Raw genomic sequence first — 14,555 nt, 5'->3', positions numbered from 1 at the left:
GATGGCCTTCCTCTCCGTCTTCATCCGCCGTCCCGTCATGACGACGGTCTTCGTCCTCCTCGCCGTCGTCATCGGTGCCTACAGCTACTTTTCCACGGGCATTGCCCTGCTCCCCAAGATCGACATCCCCGTCGTCGTCGCCACCCTCTATGACGGGGCCGGCCCCCAGGAGATCGAAACGCTCGTCACCAAACCCGTCGAGGATGCCGTTTCGCAGGTCGAGGGCGTGAAGGAGATAGAAAGTTACTCCCTGGAGGGCATCTCCTACGTCGTCGTCTGGTTCGAGTACGGCATCAACGTCTCCGAGGCCAATCTGGATGTCTCCAACCGGGTCAAGGCCGTCCAGGGGCTCCTGCCCGATGAGGCCGACGATCCCATCGTCGAAAAGTACGACATCAACGCCCAGCCCTTTCTGACCCTGGCCGTCACGTCCAACCTCCCGCCGGAACAGGCCTACGACATCGTCGAGGACAAGATCCAGAGGCGCATCACTCAGATCGAGGGGCTGGCCAAGGCCGACATCCGAGGAGACGTCCGTCGCGAAATCCACGTCTACCTCGATCCCAACCGGCTCAACCAGTACGGCCTGCCCCTGATGGAGATCGTGGCCGTCCTCCGGCGCGACAAGTTCAACGATCCCTCAGGGCACATCTCGAAGGGGCGTCAGGAGCTCTCCATCCGCGTCATGGGCGAGATCGACGACGTGGAACGCCTCGGCGAGATCCGCATCGCCCGAGGAGAGGGGGCCTCGGTCCTCCTCTCCGACGTGGCCCGCATCGTCGACACGACGGAGGAACGCCGAGGTTTTGCCCGCTATCGGGACCGATCGGCCCTTTTCATCGAGTGTATCGCCACGCCCAACAGCAACATCGTCGAGATCAGCCGCCGCATCGAGGGTCTCGTCGGCGATATCGCCGACGATCTTCCCGAGGGGATGGCGATCGAGGTGACCAACGACGACTCGACCTTCATCGCCGAGTCCATCGGCAACGTCTTCCGCGACATGGCGTCGGGCATCGCCCTGACGGCCCTCATCCTCTTCCTCTTCCTGAGACGCCTCGGCGTCACCCTCGTCGTTGTCCTGGCCATGCCCACGGCCGTCGTCGCCACCTTCATCCTCCTCTACGGCGCCGACATCACCATGAACATCATGAGCACCCTGGGGTTGGCCATCTCCATCGGCGTCCTCGTCAACAACGCCATCCTCGTCATCGAGAACATCTTCCGCTACCGAGAAATGGGCTACGGCCCCGTCGAGGCCGCCGAGAGGGGGACGTCGGAGATCGCCCTGTCCGTCCTCTCGACGACGTTCACCAATTTGGGCGTCTTCATCCCCGTGGCCTTCATGGGGGGCATCGTGGGACAGTTTCTGCGCGATTTCGCCCTGGCCGTCGTCTTTTCGACGCTTTTCTCTCTCTGGGTGGCCATGACCTTCACGCCCATGATGGCCGCCCGAGTCCGCTACGACGAGCCCGGCAGGCTCAGCCGTCTCCTGACTGGGTGGTGGAGCTGGCTCTACCGCGGCTTCGAGGAGATCCACGATGAGCTCGTCGTGACGGCCCTGCGCCATCCCCTTCTCTCCATCGGCCTCTCCCTGCTGCTTTTCGGCGGTTCCGTGGCCCTTGTCCCCCGGCTGGGCTTCGAGTTTTTTCCCAAGGCCGACCAGGGCATCGTCCAGATCGATCTGGAGCTGCCCACCGTCGCCTCTCTGGCCTACACGACGGAGGTGACGAATCGAATCGAAGAGCATGTCCGCTCCTTGCCTCATCTCGACGCCGTCGAGGTTCTCGTCGGCGGTGCCGGTTCCAGCTCGGGCGTCAACAGGAGCCGCATCCGACTTTTTCTCGGCGATGATCCGGGAAGGCCGAGCACCTTCGCCGTGGCCGACGCGATACGCCCCTTCCTGGCGGCCTTTCCCGACCTGACGGCGAGCCTCACCGCCGCGGCCGAGGGGGGAGGTGCCCCGGGGAAAGCCCTTCAGATTTCCGTCGTCGGCGATGACATGATCCTCCTCAACGAACTGGCCACGGCCGTTCTCGACGTCGTGCGCCGCACCGAGGGCATCGTCGACGCCGATACGGACTGGCGGCTGGGCCGTACGGAACTTCAGATCCGCCCCGTGAGATGGCGTCTGGCCCAGCAGGAGCTGACGGTGACCGACCTGGCCGACACGGTCCGCGGCTACGTGACGGGCAAAAAGGCCGGTGTCTTCCGCAGCGAGGGAAAGGAGTACGACATCCTCGTCCGTCTGGCGCCGGAAAAGGTGGACAACGTCTTCCTCGTTCCCGACCTGCCTCTGAGGGGGCCCCGGGGTTTCGCTCCCCTCGACGTCCTCGCCGAGACGACCTACGGCGCCGGTCCGACGCAGATCCTCCGCAAGGACCGAGTCCGCTCCGTCACCGTCGAGGCCGACGTGACGGGACGTTCCGTGGGGGAGGCCTTTCGGGACATCTCCGCCGAGCTGAACGCCATGAAGCTGCCGCGAGGGTACCGTCTGGTCTACGGCGGCGAGGTGGAGGACATGAGGGAGAATTTCACCTACATGATCATCGCCTTTGCCATGGCCATCGTCATCACCTTTCTCATGATCGCCGCCATCCTCGAATCCTACGTCTTCGCCCTCGTCATCATGGTCACCGTTCCCTTCTCCCTCATCGGCGTCGTCCCTCTCCTTCTCGTGACGCGGACCAACATTTCCCTTTACGGGGCCCTGGGTCTGATCATGCTCGTCGGCCTCGTCGTCAACAACGCCATCGTCGTCGTCGACTACGCCGAAATCGTCCGCAAAAGGGGGCGTACCCCCTTCGACGCCGTCGTCGAGGCCTGCCGCGTCAGACTCCGTCCCATCGTCATGGCCGACGCCACGTCCATCATCGCCATGATCCCCCTCGCCATGGGGCTGGGAGCCGGCGGCGCCTATAGGGTTCCCATGGCCATGGTGGCCATCGGGGGGCTTTTCGCCGGAGGCACTCTGGGCCCTTTTTGTCGTTCCGCCCATCTACGAGCGGATCTGGGCCTTCCGGCAGTGGAGGGCGGCACGGCGGTCATGAGGTCGACCGCATCGGGATTCCCTTTTTCGAGGCTTTCCGTTCCTTGAGGAGGTGCATCGGTGAAGCGCTTCCGTTTTTTCGTCCTGCCCGTCGCGGCTCTCGCCCTCGCCGTCGTCATTGCCCTTACAATCGGGACGCCGAGGCGCGCCTACCTGATCCGTTTCGCCCGAACCAAGGCCGATTTCGTCGTCGACGTCACCGTCGTCAACGATTCGGGTGGGGCCGTGACGGCGGCCGTCTCCAACGCCCGACTGGCCCGGACCTACCTCGATCTGGCCGAGTCGGCCTTTTCCCCGGCGAGGGCGAAGAGCTGCAAGTGGCCTCACCACTGGGTCGTGACGATCGACGGCAGCGAAAGGCCCTCTCCCTGGCGTCTTCTTCACGAGGTCCGACCCGGCGAGACGATCACCTTTCCCGCAGCCGTCCATGGACGGTGGGGCGATGCCGTCGACCTTCGCCCTCTCCGTCTCGCCGGGGGGAGAGCCGAGAGCGCGGGAAGCTCTCTCTCTCTTCCCGCGACGAGCCCCGGAGTCCCCCCTTCGGAGCCGGCGCGGCTTTCCGTCACGGTGGCCTACGACGGCAGGGCCTTCCTCGTCGTTTCCCCCCTGACCCTCAAGGAGGTCCCTCCCCGCGTTTTCGGCGACGTGGCCCTCCTAGGCGGCAGGGCCTACGTGGCCGATGTCCTGGAGGGAGCCCTTCTCGCCTTTCCCGCGGACGGATCGTCTCCGCAGAGAGCGGAGGGGTTGGACGCGCCTCTGGGTGTGGCCGCCGACGCCGCGACGGGCGAGGTCTATGTCTCCGATTTGGGCGCGGGAAGAATCGTCCGTTACGACGGCGATCTCCACCGTCTCGGAGAGATCCGGACCGTCGGGCGTCTTCCTGCTGCCATGGCCGCCTCCGACGGCGTCCTCTTCGTCGTGACGGCCCCCTGGAATCTCGTGGCCTTCGCCAAGGGGGAGCTTTTCGGCCAGTCCGTCGAGAGAGTCGACGTGGCCCGAGGAGGGAGCCTTCCTTTTTTTGACGTGGGCGAGCTGCGGCGGGCCCTCTCCCTCGACCGCTTCATGGTCCTTCTCGATCTGGCCTGCGACGATCGGGGACGGCTTCATCTCCTCGTCGGCGGACGGACCTACTTCGTCGTCCGTCTCGACGGAGAGGGCAAGGTCGAGGCGGGTTTGGAGCTCCCTCGCGGAGGAGCCCTCTCCTTCGCCTTCACTGCTCGAGGCGACCTCCTTCTGGCGGATCTCGTCGGACGTCGTCTCCTCCTCTACGATGCCGGGACCTTGCCCTGGGGGCCGCCCGAAGAGGGCGGGTTCGGCTCCTCGGCCCGTTTGGGGCTTCCGGGAGACGACGGACCGTGCGTCCTTCCTGAACGGGTGACGACGAGGCTGGCCTACCCCGTCGTCGCCGCCGATGAAACGATCGCTGTCGTCGAGGCGGCCACCCCGCGCCTCCGCCGTTTCGATGTCTTCCTGGAAGAGCTTCCTTTGGGAAACTCTTTTTGAGGGGTGTATGGCGGAACGGGAAAAAATGAATAATTTATGCACTGTTGTGCAAGGAAAGCTCCCATATCTAAGAGAACGAAGCGATGCTAGACTTCAAAAATGGAGGTGAGTGCGGTGAATAAGAGAGTTCGGTTCTCGCTTTATTTGCTCTTGCCCGTCTGTCTCGTCGTCTTTCTCTTCTGCGGCATCGTTTATGGAGGGCGTATGGGCGCCCTGCTGGTCGATGGTCTGCTTAAACAGGGTGCCTTTGTGGTCGACGTCACGGTTGTCAACCGTTCCGATCATTCCGTGTGGCCTGCCGCCCTGAATAAAACGTTAATCCAGGAGCGAAGCGGTGACGGCTACCATGGCGATCTCGGCCACCTGATCTGGCCCCTCCATTGGCATTATTCTCCGGCCGAGTCTCCCGGGGCGACGAGCTGGGGGCGGGTGCTCCATGAAGTTCTGCCGGGCGAGACGGTGACCTTCTCCGCCGCCCTTTTCGGCGAGTGGAACGACGTGATCGCCGTATCACCTCTCGGCGTGGAGGGCTACGACGATCCCTGGAGTCCCACGATCCCCACGGCCGCGGCCCTGGGCACGGCCTACGAGGGGACTGTGGAGGAGCCTGACGGCGTCTCGGAGCCGGCCCGGCTCTCCCTGCGCCTCGAATATGACGGAACGGGGTTCTCCGAGCCCCTCTCCGCCGCCCTTTCCGTCACGGGAGCGCTCAACGCCACGGGCGGCCTCGCCGTGGGAAACGAAAAGATTTACATCGCCAATCTCTTCGAGGGCTTCGTCACGGCCCTTTCCGTCGGCGACCTCTCCGCAGGAGGGGACTCCGCCTCCCTCGGCGCCGCCTCGGCGACGGGGCTCGATACGCCCATGGCGATGGCCGTCTCTCCCGGCGGCGACGTCTACGTGGCCGATTTCGGCACGTCGAAGGTGATCCGCTACGATGCCGGCCTGACCAAACAGGGGGAGTGGGATACGCTGGGGACGATGCCCAGCTCCATCGCCGTCGATCCCTCGACGGGCGACGTCTACGTCGCCACGGCGCCTCGAAGTGTCACAGCCGTCTTCAACGGCGATTGGCTGGGGCAGTCCATCGAAAGGCTTCGGGCGGGAGGGGAGACGTTCACCGAGTTCTGCTCCATGGAGACGATCAAAGAAAACCTTCACATGGAACAGGTGGAAACGGAGGAGGGACAGAAAAATCCCCTTCTTTCCATCTACGCCATCGCCTTCGATTCGACGGGCCTGCTCCATGCCCTCGTCGACGGACGTCAGGGACTGCTGATGCGGATCACCGAAGAGGGAGTTCAGTCCGGCCTCTACCTCTCCTGGTATGCCCATGCCGTCGCCCTGGCCTTCGACGAAGCGGACAACCTCATCCTCTCCGATCCTCTCGGGAGCTGGGTCCTGAAGTACGAGGCGGCCGATCTCCCGTGGGGAGTGCCGGGCGCCAACAATGAAACGGGCTATGGGCCTTTCGATGACGCCGGCACGCTCAGGGTTCCCCAGCTGGCAGCTCTTGACGGAGGTTCCGGCTCGGGCCTCGAAAGCGCCGCCGATGCGACGGGCGTCGCCGTGGCCCGGCGCATCTCGGCGCCCGTCGCCGCCGTTCTCCCCGACGGGAAACTGGCCATAAGCGAGGTGGGGGCGGGCAAGCTTGTCATCGTCGACCCCGCCAGCCCCGACGTCCGTCTTTTCGAGAAGGCCATCGCCGAGCCGACGAGCGGCGACGAACCCACCTCGGGCGGGAGCAGCAGCGGCTGTGCCCTGGGGTTCGCTCCGGCGGGACTCCTCCTCCTGGTCCCCTTTCTCCTGTCGAGGCGCGATCGTTAGAGGGGGGCTATACGTCAGGCGGACGTCTCGGGGAAAAGATTGATTTGGCCTGCCCCGGGAGACTGAAACATGACTTCAATGACAAAGAATTTCTTTTAGATATCAGAAAAGAACATGGATCCACTTTAGTCAGACCAAGGACGACAGACTCCTCAGGTCCGAAGGAGGGGGAGAAAAGGGGAATGTCGCCGCCGAAGCCCTCCATCTCCGTTCCGTCGGCAGGATAAAGGGCTTGGGGAGAGAGTCGAAGAGGGAGGGGGCCGCATCAGGCGGCCCCCTCCCTCTTCGACTCTCTCCGGTCTCGGAAAGACTACTTCGCCTTCGAAAGGAGACCGTTGAGCTCCTTCACGAGGGGCTGGATCTTCGACGATGTGGCTCTCTTGTCCAAGGCCTGACGGGCGGACAGGGAGCCTCCCCAGTAGACGGAGTTGGCGTTCTCGTCGACGCTGACGGCGGCTCCCTCCAGGGAGAGCCCGGCGAAGAGGCCTTTGCTCATGGAGTAGCTGTAGATGGAGGCCTGAAGCTTGCCGTCCGTGGCGGCCTGGGCGCTGCGGCCCATGGGGCCGGCGGCGACGGCGAAATCGCCGCCCAGCGTCACTTTGTTGCCGACGAAGCCATCCATCCCCCGATCATTGGTGATGACCAAGACGAGGGCCGTCGACTGGACGCCGATCTGGAGTCCCCAGGAGGCTCCGGCGATGGTGATGAAGTTGGGGCCGTACCAGCGCTTGGCCTTGGGATCGTATTTGAGGAGGAGCCCTTCCCCATAGCGCCCGCCGATGACGAGGCCCGCCTTGACGACGGAGGGGAAGATGGCGACGCCCCGTGCGTTGGAGAGGAGGTGGGCCATGTGCCCCACGTCCTGCTGTTTGGCCATCTCCTGAAGAATTCTGACGGAGCCCGTGATGCGCTCCTCAGGCGTGTTGGCCGAGGCGGGGATAGAGGCAATGGTTAAAAACAGAGCGAGGAGGGGAAGGATCAGTAATGATTTTTTCATAAATGTCTCTCCTTTCAAAAGGTAGCTTCAGATTCCAAGGCAGGCCAGTTTCTTCAATTTTAACATAGGCTGAGAATTTTGACCACAGACAAAAAATGTGCAGAAGATCGGCACAGAAGCTTTCAATATTATTCTTTTTATTTAATTTTATTTCATGCCAAGAATCATAAAGTTTTATGAAGATCGCAAATATGGTATTGATTCCAAGGGATAAACGATGTAGCATCTTACTGAAATGATTTTGCGGTATTTGGAATGCAAAACTTTTAGCATGTTTTTTTGTTGTTTTCGTGAGTGGAGGAAGCTTATTCTGCGATGTGAGTGTATGTATCCGGACTTTCAGAAAGAGAGGTGTTTCTCGTGAAGAAATTCTTCGTGTCTGTTTTGGCGTTGTCCTGTCTGGTCACGGCAACGGCGCCGCTCTCCGCCGAGGAGGTGCGAAACGGCGTCCTCTCGGCGTCGACGATCTCGGCTCTCAACGTTCCGGCCAAGCCTGACGATTCGCAGCAACCTCCTCAGATTCCGCCTCAGAACCCTCAGCCTGGAGACCCCCAGAAGCCGGGTCAGCCGCCTCAGCCCGGAGATCCCCAGAAGCCGAACCAGCCGCCGCAGCCCGGAGACCCCCAGAAGCCGGGCCAGCCGCCGCAGAAACCCGGAGACCCCCAGAAGCCGGGCCAGCCGCCTCAGCCCGGAGACCCCCAGAAGCCGGGCCAGCCGCCGCAGCCCGGAGACCCCCAGAAGCCGGGCCAGCCGCCGCAGCCCGGAGACCCCCAGAAGCCGGGCCAGCCGCCGCAGCCCGGAGATCCCCAGAAGCCGAACCAGCCGCAGAAACCCGGTGATCCTCAGAAGCCGGATCAGCCGCCGCTTCCCCCGCAAAAGCCGGGTGCCAGCCAGAGTCCGTCCCTATAGGGGGAAATGTAGCGGCACGGCGTTTTTTGCCGTTCCGGTCCCCTGTTCACAGAGGAGGAGGTCCCCGGAAGGGGAACCTCCTCCTCTGTCTTTCATGTCCCTGCGGCCATCGGTTGGCTATCGGCCTGTGGTCTCTCCCTGTGGCTCTACCATCCGCCGCCGCCGCCACCACCTCCTCCTCCTCCCGACGAACCGCCGCTGCCGAAGCCGGAACCGGATCCCGGCGGGGAAGAGGCGGCGGCGATGGCGCCACCCAGGCCTGAAGAGAGGCTGGATGCCATCGACGTCAACCCCGTCGCATGCCAGGCTGTCGTTCCGGCATACCAGGTCGGTTCGTAGCGGGCCTCGGCGAGGGCCGTCTCGAAATGGGCGGCCCATTCCTTCTCGACGCCCAGAGCGATAGCCCAGGGGAGAAGCCTCTCGAACTGCTCGGGCGTTTCAGGAGGGAGCGTGACGTCGGCGAAACGGCGGATGCGTTCCCGCTCGGCGACGGAGAGATAGAGCTTGAGGCCCTCCAGTTCGTCCAAAAGGGCTCGCCCCCTGGCTGTGACGTTGCCCATGATGCGGATGAATAGGGCGTTAATCAAAGAAGTGCCGATGACGGATAGGGTGAAAAGGGGCGAGAGCTCCTCGACGGAGTAGATGGCTCCCAGAAGACCGAGGAAGGAGACGGGGGCGGCTGCGAAGAGGAGAAGTAGGCCTCGCATGAAGGGACCGGGCCGCCGCGTTCTCATGGCTCGGCCGAGAAAGGCCGTTCCCGTCAGGAGGAGAAAGGAGAGGAAGAAGGTCCACAGAGCCATCCAGAAGACGGAGAAAACCCGCTCAACCGTGGGGCCGACGGCGACGAGGAGGAAAGAGAAGGCCAGGACGGAAAGGCCCAGCCCCAGGGCGCTTCGACCGATGTTGGAGCGGAGGCAGTCTTCGACGTCTCTGTCGAGCCCTTTCCTGAAAGACTCTCGGGCCAGGCGGAGCCTCTCTTTGTCCGAATCGGCCGTGAGGTCGAGCCGGTCGGCCCTCCCGAAAAGGGACTTCAGAAAGAGAGCGTCCTCCTTGGAGGGTTTGCCCCCCTCAAGACGGCGGAGGCGGTACGATCCGGCCGTTTTCCTGCCGAAGAGCTTGCGGACGGCCCGTCCCAGGGTTCCTTCGACCTCTTCGATGACGAGGAGTTTCCGGACGGCGAGGTCGACGAGGGTCGCCGTCAGGGCCTCGTTGCGGAAGCGACGGTGGAGAAGCCGCGAGGCGAAGGCCGGAGAGATGTCCTGAGGGGGCACGAAGCGGGCGAAGATGGGGCCTCCTTTGAGGTCCCTGCCGTGGCGATGCCAGACCCGGAGGTAGTAGGCAGAGACGAGGGCCAGGACGAGAAGGGGAGCCGCGTTCACGAGCCAGGGAGAGGGGGGGAGCGTCCGACCGAATGCCTCGCTCGGGGGGGTGACATGACCTTTATCGAAGGCGAGGACCACCGTCAGACCTTCGCCCGTTCCCAGGGAGGTCGTCGTCTCGAAGAAAGCCCGATTTCCGTCGAGCCGCCATTCTCCCCTCGATTGGCGGGAGCCCTGAGGGCCGGTGAAAAGCAGGGCCTTGCGCCCGTCGACGCCCTCGGGAAGAAGAATCTGAGCTTCGGCGCGGTCGATGGGGAATTCCCAGCCGTTGCCCGTCACGTTCCAGTAAAGCTCGTCGTGATCATCGAAAAAACCGAGTTGCCCCGTCGTGCGGTAGGTCAGGGTATATTCTCGTTCGCCCGGGACGACGAGCCTGTCGGGGTTGCCGATGCGGATGCGGACCCCGTTGCTTCTGCTGGTGACCTCGTAGGGCTCCTTTCTCCCGTCGAGGGTGACGGACAGAAGCTTGAAGCCGACGCGATAACTCTTTCCCTCCGAATCGGTATAGCCTGTGGGAAAGTCGCGGAAAATGCCCCGCCGGATCGCCTTCCCCTCGACGTTGAGGCGGATCGACTCCTCGACGAGGAGCGATCCATCCGCTTCGACGGTGACGACGCTGGAAAAGAGGATGATCCGCTCCGAGGCGCTTGTCGGAAGAGCGGCCCAGAGAAGGAACAAAGCGGCAAAAAGGGCCGCATGAAACGTCCGTGCGAGACGTCTTTTTCCCGCGAGGGAGATCCTCTGCGGCGCTGGGACGATGAAGGCCTGTCGTTTCAGGAGAGGCACCTCCGATTCTCATACCCCTGAGGGTAATCTTGACAGATGGGAGAGGGTCCCTATACTGGGGGAAAGGCGCAGCGGGGTCCGATGCGATGCGCCTCGTCGATGCCGTTTCATGGTCCTCGGCCGAGTCGGAGCAGATCGGGAGGTCCGTCGGAATCGGCCAGCGCGGAAGGAGCGTGAGGGCATGACCGGAAAAATGAAAGTTTTTGTGGTGTTTCTCGTGGTTGCCGCTTTGGGCGGCGTCCTCTTCGTGAAGGGACAGCGGCCTTCTTCTCCCGGTATTGCCGGAACGTCCGGGACGGAGGCGCTGCCTCGGCTCATCGACCTGTCGACGTCCAGCTGCCCGGCCTGTAAGGCCATACTGCCCCACCTCGAACGGCTCAAGGCCGACTATGCCGGGACCCTCGTCGTGGACATCGTCGACGTCTGGGAGAACCCGGCGCTGGGGGAGAAGTACAAGGTCCGCTACGTGCCGACGCTGGTCCTTCTCGATGAGAAAGGGGAGGTCCTCGATCGCCGGGAGGGGTTCATGGCCCTGGAGGATCTGGTCTCGCTCGTCGAATCCCACGGCATCAGCCGTCCCTGAGGAGGCGCCATGTTCGATCTGATCGGATCGGTGGCCTCCGCCCTCGAGGGATCGGGAGCTCTCGTCGTCGGGGCCTCCCTGCTCTGGGGAGTGATGAGCGTCCTTCTAAGCCCCTGCAGCCTCGTCTTCATCCCTCTCGTCGTCGGCTTCGTCGATTCTCAGGAGGCTATCTCGACGAGGCGTGCCTTTTCCCTTTCCCTCTGCTTCGGCCTGGGCGTTCTCGTCAACCTCGTCGTCGTCGGTCTGGCCGTGGCCACGGCGGGGCGCCTCCTGGCCGACCTTGCCCGGTACACGACCTATATCGTGGCCGTCGTCTTCCTCTGCGTCGGACTCCATCTCCTCGACGTCATCTCTCTGCCGGGCATGAAGACAGGCACCTACGGCGAGCGCAAGGGGCTCAAGGGTGCCCTTGTCCTGGGCCTCCTTTCGGGCATGGCCCTCGGTCCCTGCACTCTGGCCTATTCGGCCCCGATCCTCGTCCTCGTTCTCAAGGCGGCGGCATCCGATCTTCTGCGAGGGGCGGCGATTCTGGGAGGCTATGCCCTGGGCCACGTGGGCGTTCTCGTTCTCTGCGGTACTTTCGCCGGTTTCGTCCAGAGCGTCCTCGAATGGGATTCCCGATCGAGAGGAACGAGGAGAATCAACCAGGTCTGTGGGATTCTCGTCATCGCCGCAGCCCTCTACCTCGTCTACAGCGCCCCCTGATCCGAAGCGGGGCAGGCTCTTCAGGGGGCTCTCCTTTCAGGGGAGCCCCCTCCCGTTGTCATGGCGCCTGAGAAAGTCGTCGATGAGCTTTCTCGAGATGCTGAAGGAGGGGGGGAAGTCGGGCATTTCGTCCGGCGCGAACCACCGGGCGTCGACGATCTCCCGGCCGTCGATGGCGATCTCGCCCGATTTCCACAGGGCCCTGAATCCCAGCATGAGCGACCGGGGGAAGGGCCAGGGCTGGCTGCCGAAGTAGGTGATGTGGTCCACCTCGATGCCCACTTCTTCGTTGATCTCCCTGACGAGGGTCTCCTCGAGGGACTCGCCGGCCTCGACGAAGCCGGCCAGCACGGAGTAGCGCCCCGGCGGAAATCCGGGACTCCGGCCCAGGAGGAGTTTCCCCTCGCGCTCGACGGCGACGATGACAGCCGGGGCGATGACGGGGTAGATCACCTGTCCGCAGCTGGGGCAGAGGAGGGCCTTCTCTTCGGGGTGGTCCGTCAGCGACTCTCCGCAGCGGCCGCAGAAGCGGTTGGTCCTGTGCCAGTCCATGAGGTGGAAGGCCTTGCCGACGGTGAAAAACAGCCTTTCGTCGACGATGCCCCAGAGCGATCGCCGGGAGACGAAGGCCGTTCCCCGCGGAGGTTCCGTCTCCGCCGGAACCTCCGCCCAGAAGAGCCCTTCCCTGTCGGGAAAGCGGCCACGGACGACCTGCCCTTCCAGGGGGACGATCTCTTCGGGCGCCGGCAGGCGGGGAGAGCCTTCCTGGACGAGAAGGATGTCGTCGCCGCGAAAGACGAATAGGGACTTCATTCTTCGGGGCACCGGCTTTCCCTGGCACGGACCAGTTCGCGGCGGCAGGCCTGGAAGAGAAGCGTCGCATCGAGGCTGATGGCGATGTACTGGAAGCCCTCTTCGGCCCTGCGCTGGGCCTCCTCTCCGTCGAGAAGAAAGGTGCCGGCCGCCTTCCCGTGTTTGCGGGCCAGACGGAGGACTTCACGGGAGGCCTCTTCGACGCGCTCGTGATGGACCTGGCCGGGCATGGCCAGGGACTGGGACATGTCGAAGGGGCCGAAGAAGACGACGTCGATCTGGGGCTCCGTCAGAACCTCGTCGAGGGCCTTGAGCCCTTCGAGACTCTCGCACTGGACGACGATGAGCGTCTCCTCGTTGGATTTCCGGAAGTAGGTCTCCGTCGGCACGGCGCCGTAGTCGCCCGACCGGGGAATGGCCAGCCCCCGTCTTCCCAGCGGATGGTACTTGGATCCGGCCACGACGGACCGGGCCTCCTCGAGGCTCGTCACCTGAGGCACCTGAATCCCCTGGGCTCCCACATCGAGTGCCCTGAGCACCGTCGAGGGACGGCTGTCGGCCACGCGGACGATGGGCGTCAGACTGCGGCTCTCGGCGGCTCGGACCAGTTCCTGAAGGGTCTCGTGCGAGGCCGGCCCGTGTTCCGTGTCGAGGATGACGAAATCGAACCCTGCGATGCCCAGAATCTCGACGGTTTCCGGCGAGGGGATGACCGAAAAGGCTCCGAAGGCCGTTTTCCCCTCGCGGAGCCGTTTTTTCAGCGCGTTTTCGAACATGGCGCCACCTCCCTTGTGCTTCTTATTCTAACGCAGAGCGACCCCATCGAGCTCTTTCGATACTCCACGGCCAGTTATTTAAAATGATAAAAAATTTCAGAAAAAAGAGCGTGGTGGCTGTGGAAAAGCGGCCGATGAATCCCTATTTCGGCGGCATTCTTGCAGGTGCCCTGATGGTCCTTTCCATCGTGGTCGCGGGGAAGTTCTTCGGGGCCTCGACGACCTTCGCCCGCCTGGGTGCCCTCGTCGAGGGATTCGTTGCCCCTGAGCACGTCGCCTCTTTGACCTATTTTAAGAAGGACGGATTCAAAGTCGATTGGCAGATGTTTTTCGTGATCGGAATCGGCCTCGGTTCTTTGGCGGCCTCTCTTCAGAGTGGCACCTTCCGCTTTCGTGTCGTTCCGCCTCTTTGGGAGAGACGTTTCGGGTCCAGCCCCCTGAATCGCGCCTTGGCGGCCTTTTTCGGAGGTGCTTTGTCCATCGTCGGCGCCCGCATGGCCGGAGGGTGTCCCAGCGGCCACAGCCTGAGCGGGGTCATGCCGCTGGCCCCGGGGAGTCTCGTCTCTCTCCTGTGTTTCTTTGTCGGCGGCGCCATCGTCGCCCGTGTGCTTTTCGGAAGGGAGGTCTAGGCCATGAATCCCCTCGTCACGGGCTTGATCACGGGAGCTCTCTTCGGAATTCTGCTCCAGCGCAGCGAAGTGCTACGCTACGACCGTCAGGTCGGAGCCCTTCTCTTTCGTGACTTTACCATCGTCAAGTTCATGGTCGCGGCCATCCTCTCGGGAATGACAGGGCTCGTCGCTGCCCGTCAGATGGGGCTGGTGACGATGGACATCAAAGCCACCGTTTTGGGCACGAACGTCATCGGCGACCTCCTTTTCGGTCTCGGTTGGGGGCTTCTGGGGTACTGTCCCGGAACGGCTGCCGGAGCCTTCGGCGAAGGGCGCATCGATGTTCTCTGGGGCATGATCGGCATGATCTTCGGCGCCATGATCTACGCGGAAATCTTCCCCTTCATGTCGAGGGGGATCTTCGCGGCCGGCACTTTGGGCAAAGTCTCGTTCTTCGGTGACGTCGGTCCCGATGGCTCTCTTTGGCTGGGAGGGGCTCTCCTTATCGGACTGGCGCTTGTGAAGGGGCTATCGGCCCTCGAAAGGAAGCGCCCATGAGTCCCCCGAGCGGGGTGAGGGAGGGAACTCCTCGGTGAGGCGTTGCCAGTCACCGTTAA

The 14,555-nt window shown here is 63.3% G+C and carries 11 protein-coding genes; 7 read left to right on the top strand and 4 right to left on the bottom strand.

The features are described from left to right. The first annotated feature begins 1 nt into the window (after position 1). The 3 genes from KAR29_RS05290 to KAR29_RS05280 all read left to right on the top strand — a co-directional run bounded on the left by KAR29_RS05290 (position 2) and on the right by KAR29_RS05280 (position 6,379). Entirely contained in the window at positions 2-3,097 is a 3,096-nt protein-coding gene (locus tag KAR29_RS05290) for an efflux RND transporter permease subunit (RefSeq protein ID WP_274374576.1), read from the top strand. 12 nt (positions 3,098-3,109) lie between these two features. After that, the gene (locus tag KAR29_RS05285; RefSeq protein WP_274374575.1) at positions 3,110-4,552 is read left to right on the top strand and encodes an NHL repeat-containing protein; all 1,443 of its coding nucleotides are present in this window, start codon (positions 3,110-3,112) and stop codon (positions 4,550-4,552) included. Between the two features lie 114 nt (positions 4,553-4,666). Further along, positions 4,667-6,379 (top strand): Synerg-CTERM sorting domain-containing protein, encoded by a 1,713-nt coding sequence (locus tag KAR29_RS05280; protein ID WP_274374574.1) that lies wholly within the window; start codon positions 4,667-4,669, stop codon positions 6,377-6,379. A 310-nt stretch (positions 6,380-6,689) separates the two neighbouring features. Here KAR29_RS05280 and KAR29_RS05275 read toward each other — a convergent pair whose 3' ends face one another. Beyond that, positions 6,690-7,376, bottom strand: coding sequence for a lipid-binding SYLF domain-containing protein (locus KAR29_RS05275; RefSeq protein ID WP_274374573.1), 687 nt, complete (start codon positions 7,374-7,376; stop codon positions 6,690-6,692). A gap of 1,055 nt (positions 7,377-8,431) precedes the next feature. Then, on the bottom strand, positions 8,432-10,342 hold the full coding sequence (locus tag KAR29_RS05270) for a DUF2207 domain-containing protein (protein WP_274374572.1): 1,911 nt from the start codon (positions 10,340-10,342) through the stop codon (positions 8,432-8,434). 289 nt (positions 10,343-10,631) lie between these two features. On the opposite strand from KAR29_RS05270, the gene KAR29_RS05265 reads away from it, so the two are divergent. Further along, the gene (locus KAR29_RS05265) at positions 10,632-11,033 is read left to right on the top strand and encodes a thioredoxin family protein (RefSeq protein ID WP_274374571.1); all 402 of its coding nucleotides are present in this window, start codon (positions 10,632-10,634) and stop codon (positions 11,031-11,033) included. Between the two features lie 9 nt (positions 11,034-11,042). Then, the gene (locus KAR29_RS05260) at positions 11,043-11,738 is read left to right on the top strand and encodes a cytochrome c biogenesis CcdA family protein (protein ID WP_274374570.1); all 696 of its coding nucleotides are present in this window, start codon (positions 11,043-11,045) and stop codon (positions 11,736-11,738) included. Positions 11,739-11,774: 36 nt separating this feature from the next. Here the strand turns inward: KAR29_RS05260 and nudC are convergent, their stop codons facing one another. Further along, the gene (nudC, locus tag KAR29_RS05255) at positions 11,775-12,551 is read right to left on the bottom strand and encodes an NAD(+) diphosphatase (protein ID WP_274374569.1); all 777 of its coding nucleotides are present in this window, start codon (positions 12,549-12,551) and stop codon (positions 11,775-11,777) included. After that, a complete protein-coding gene (locus KAR29_RS05250) occupies positions 12,548-13,327 on the bottom strand; it encodes an HpcH/HpaI aldolase family protein (RefSeq protein WP_274374568.1) in 780 nt (259 codons plus the stop codon). Before KAR29_RS05250 ends, nudC begins: the two co-directional genes overlap by 4 nt. Before the next feature lie 83 nt (positions 13,328-13,410). On the opposite strand from KAR29_RS05250, the gene KAR29_RS05245 reads away from it, so the two are divergent. Both KAR29_RS05245 and KAR29_RS05240 read left to right on the top strand, forming a co-directional pair. Next, positions 13,411-13,956: a YeeE/YedE thiosulfate transporter family protein gene (locus KAR29_RS05245; RefSeq protein WP_274374567.1), complete on the top strand. Its 546-nt coding sequence runs from the start codon at positions 13,411-13,413 to the stop codon at positions 13,954-13,956. 3 nt (positions 13,957-13,959) lie between these two features. Continuing rightward, entirely contained in the window at positions 13,960-14,496 is a 537-nt protein-coding gene (locus KAR29_RS05240; protein ID WP_274374566.1) for a YeeE/YedE thiosulfate transporter family protein, read from the top strand. The last annotated feature ends 59 nt before the right edge of the window (positions 14,497-14,555 follow it).

Origin of the sequence: Aminithiophilus ramosus, from assembly GCF_018069705.1 — a bacterium.
GTDB lineage: Bacteria > Synergistota > Synergistia > Synergistales > Aminithiophilaceae > Aminithiophilus > Aminithiophilus ramosus.
The sequence above is the reverse complement of the archived record's forward strand: the minus strand, read 5'-3'. Positions and strand labels throughout refer to the sequence as shown.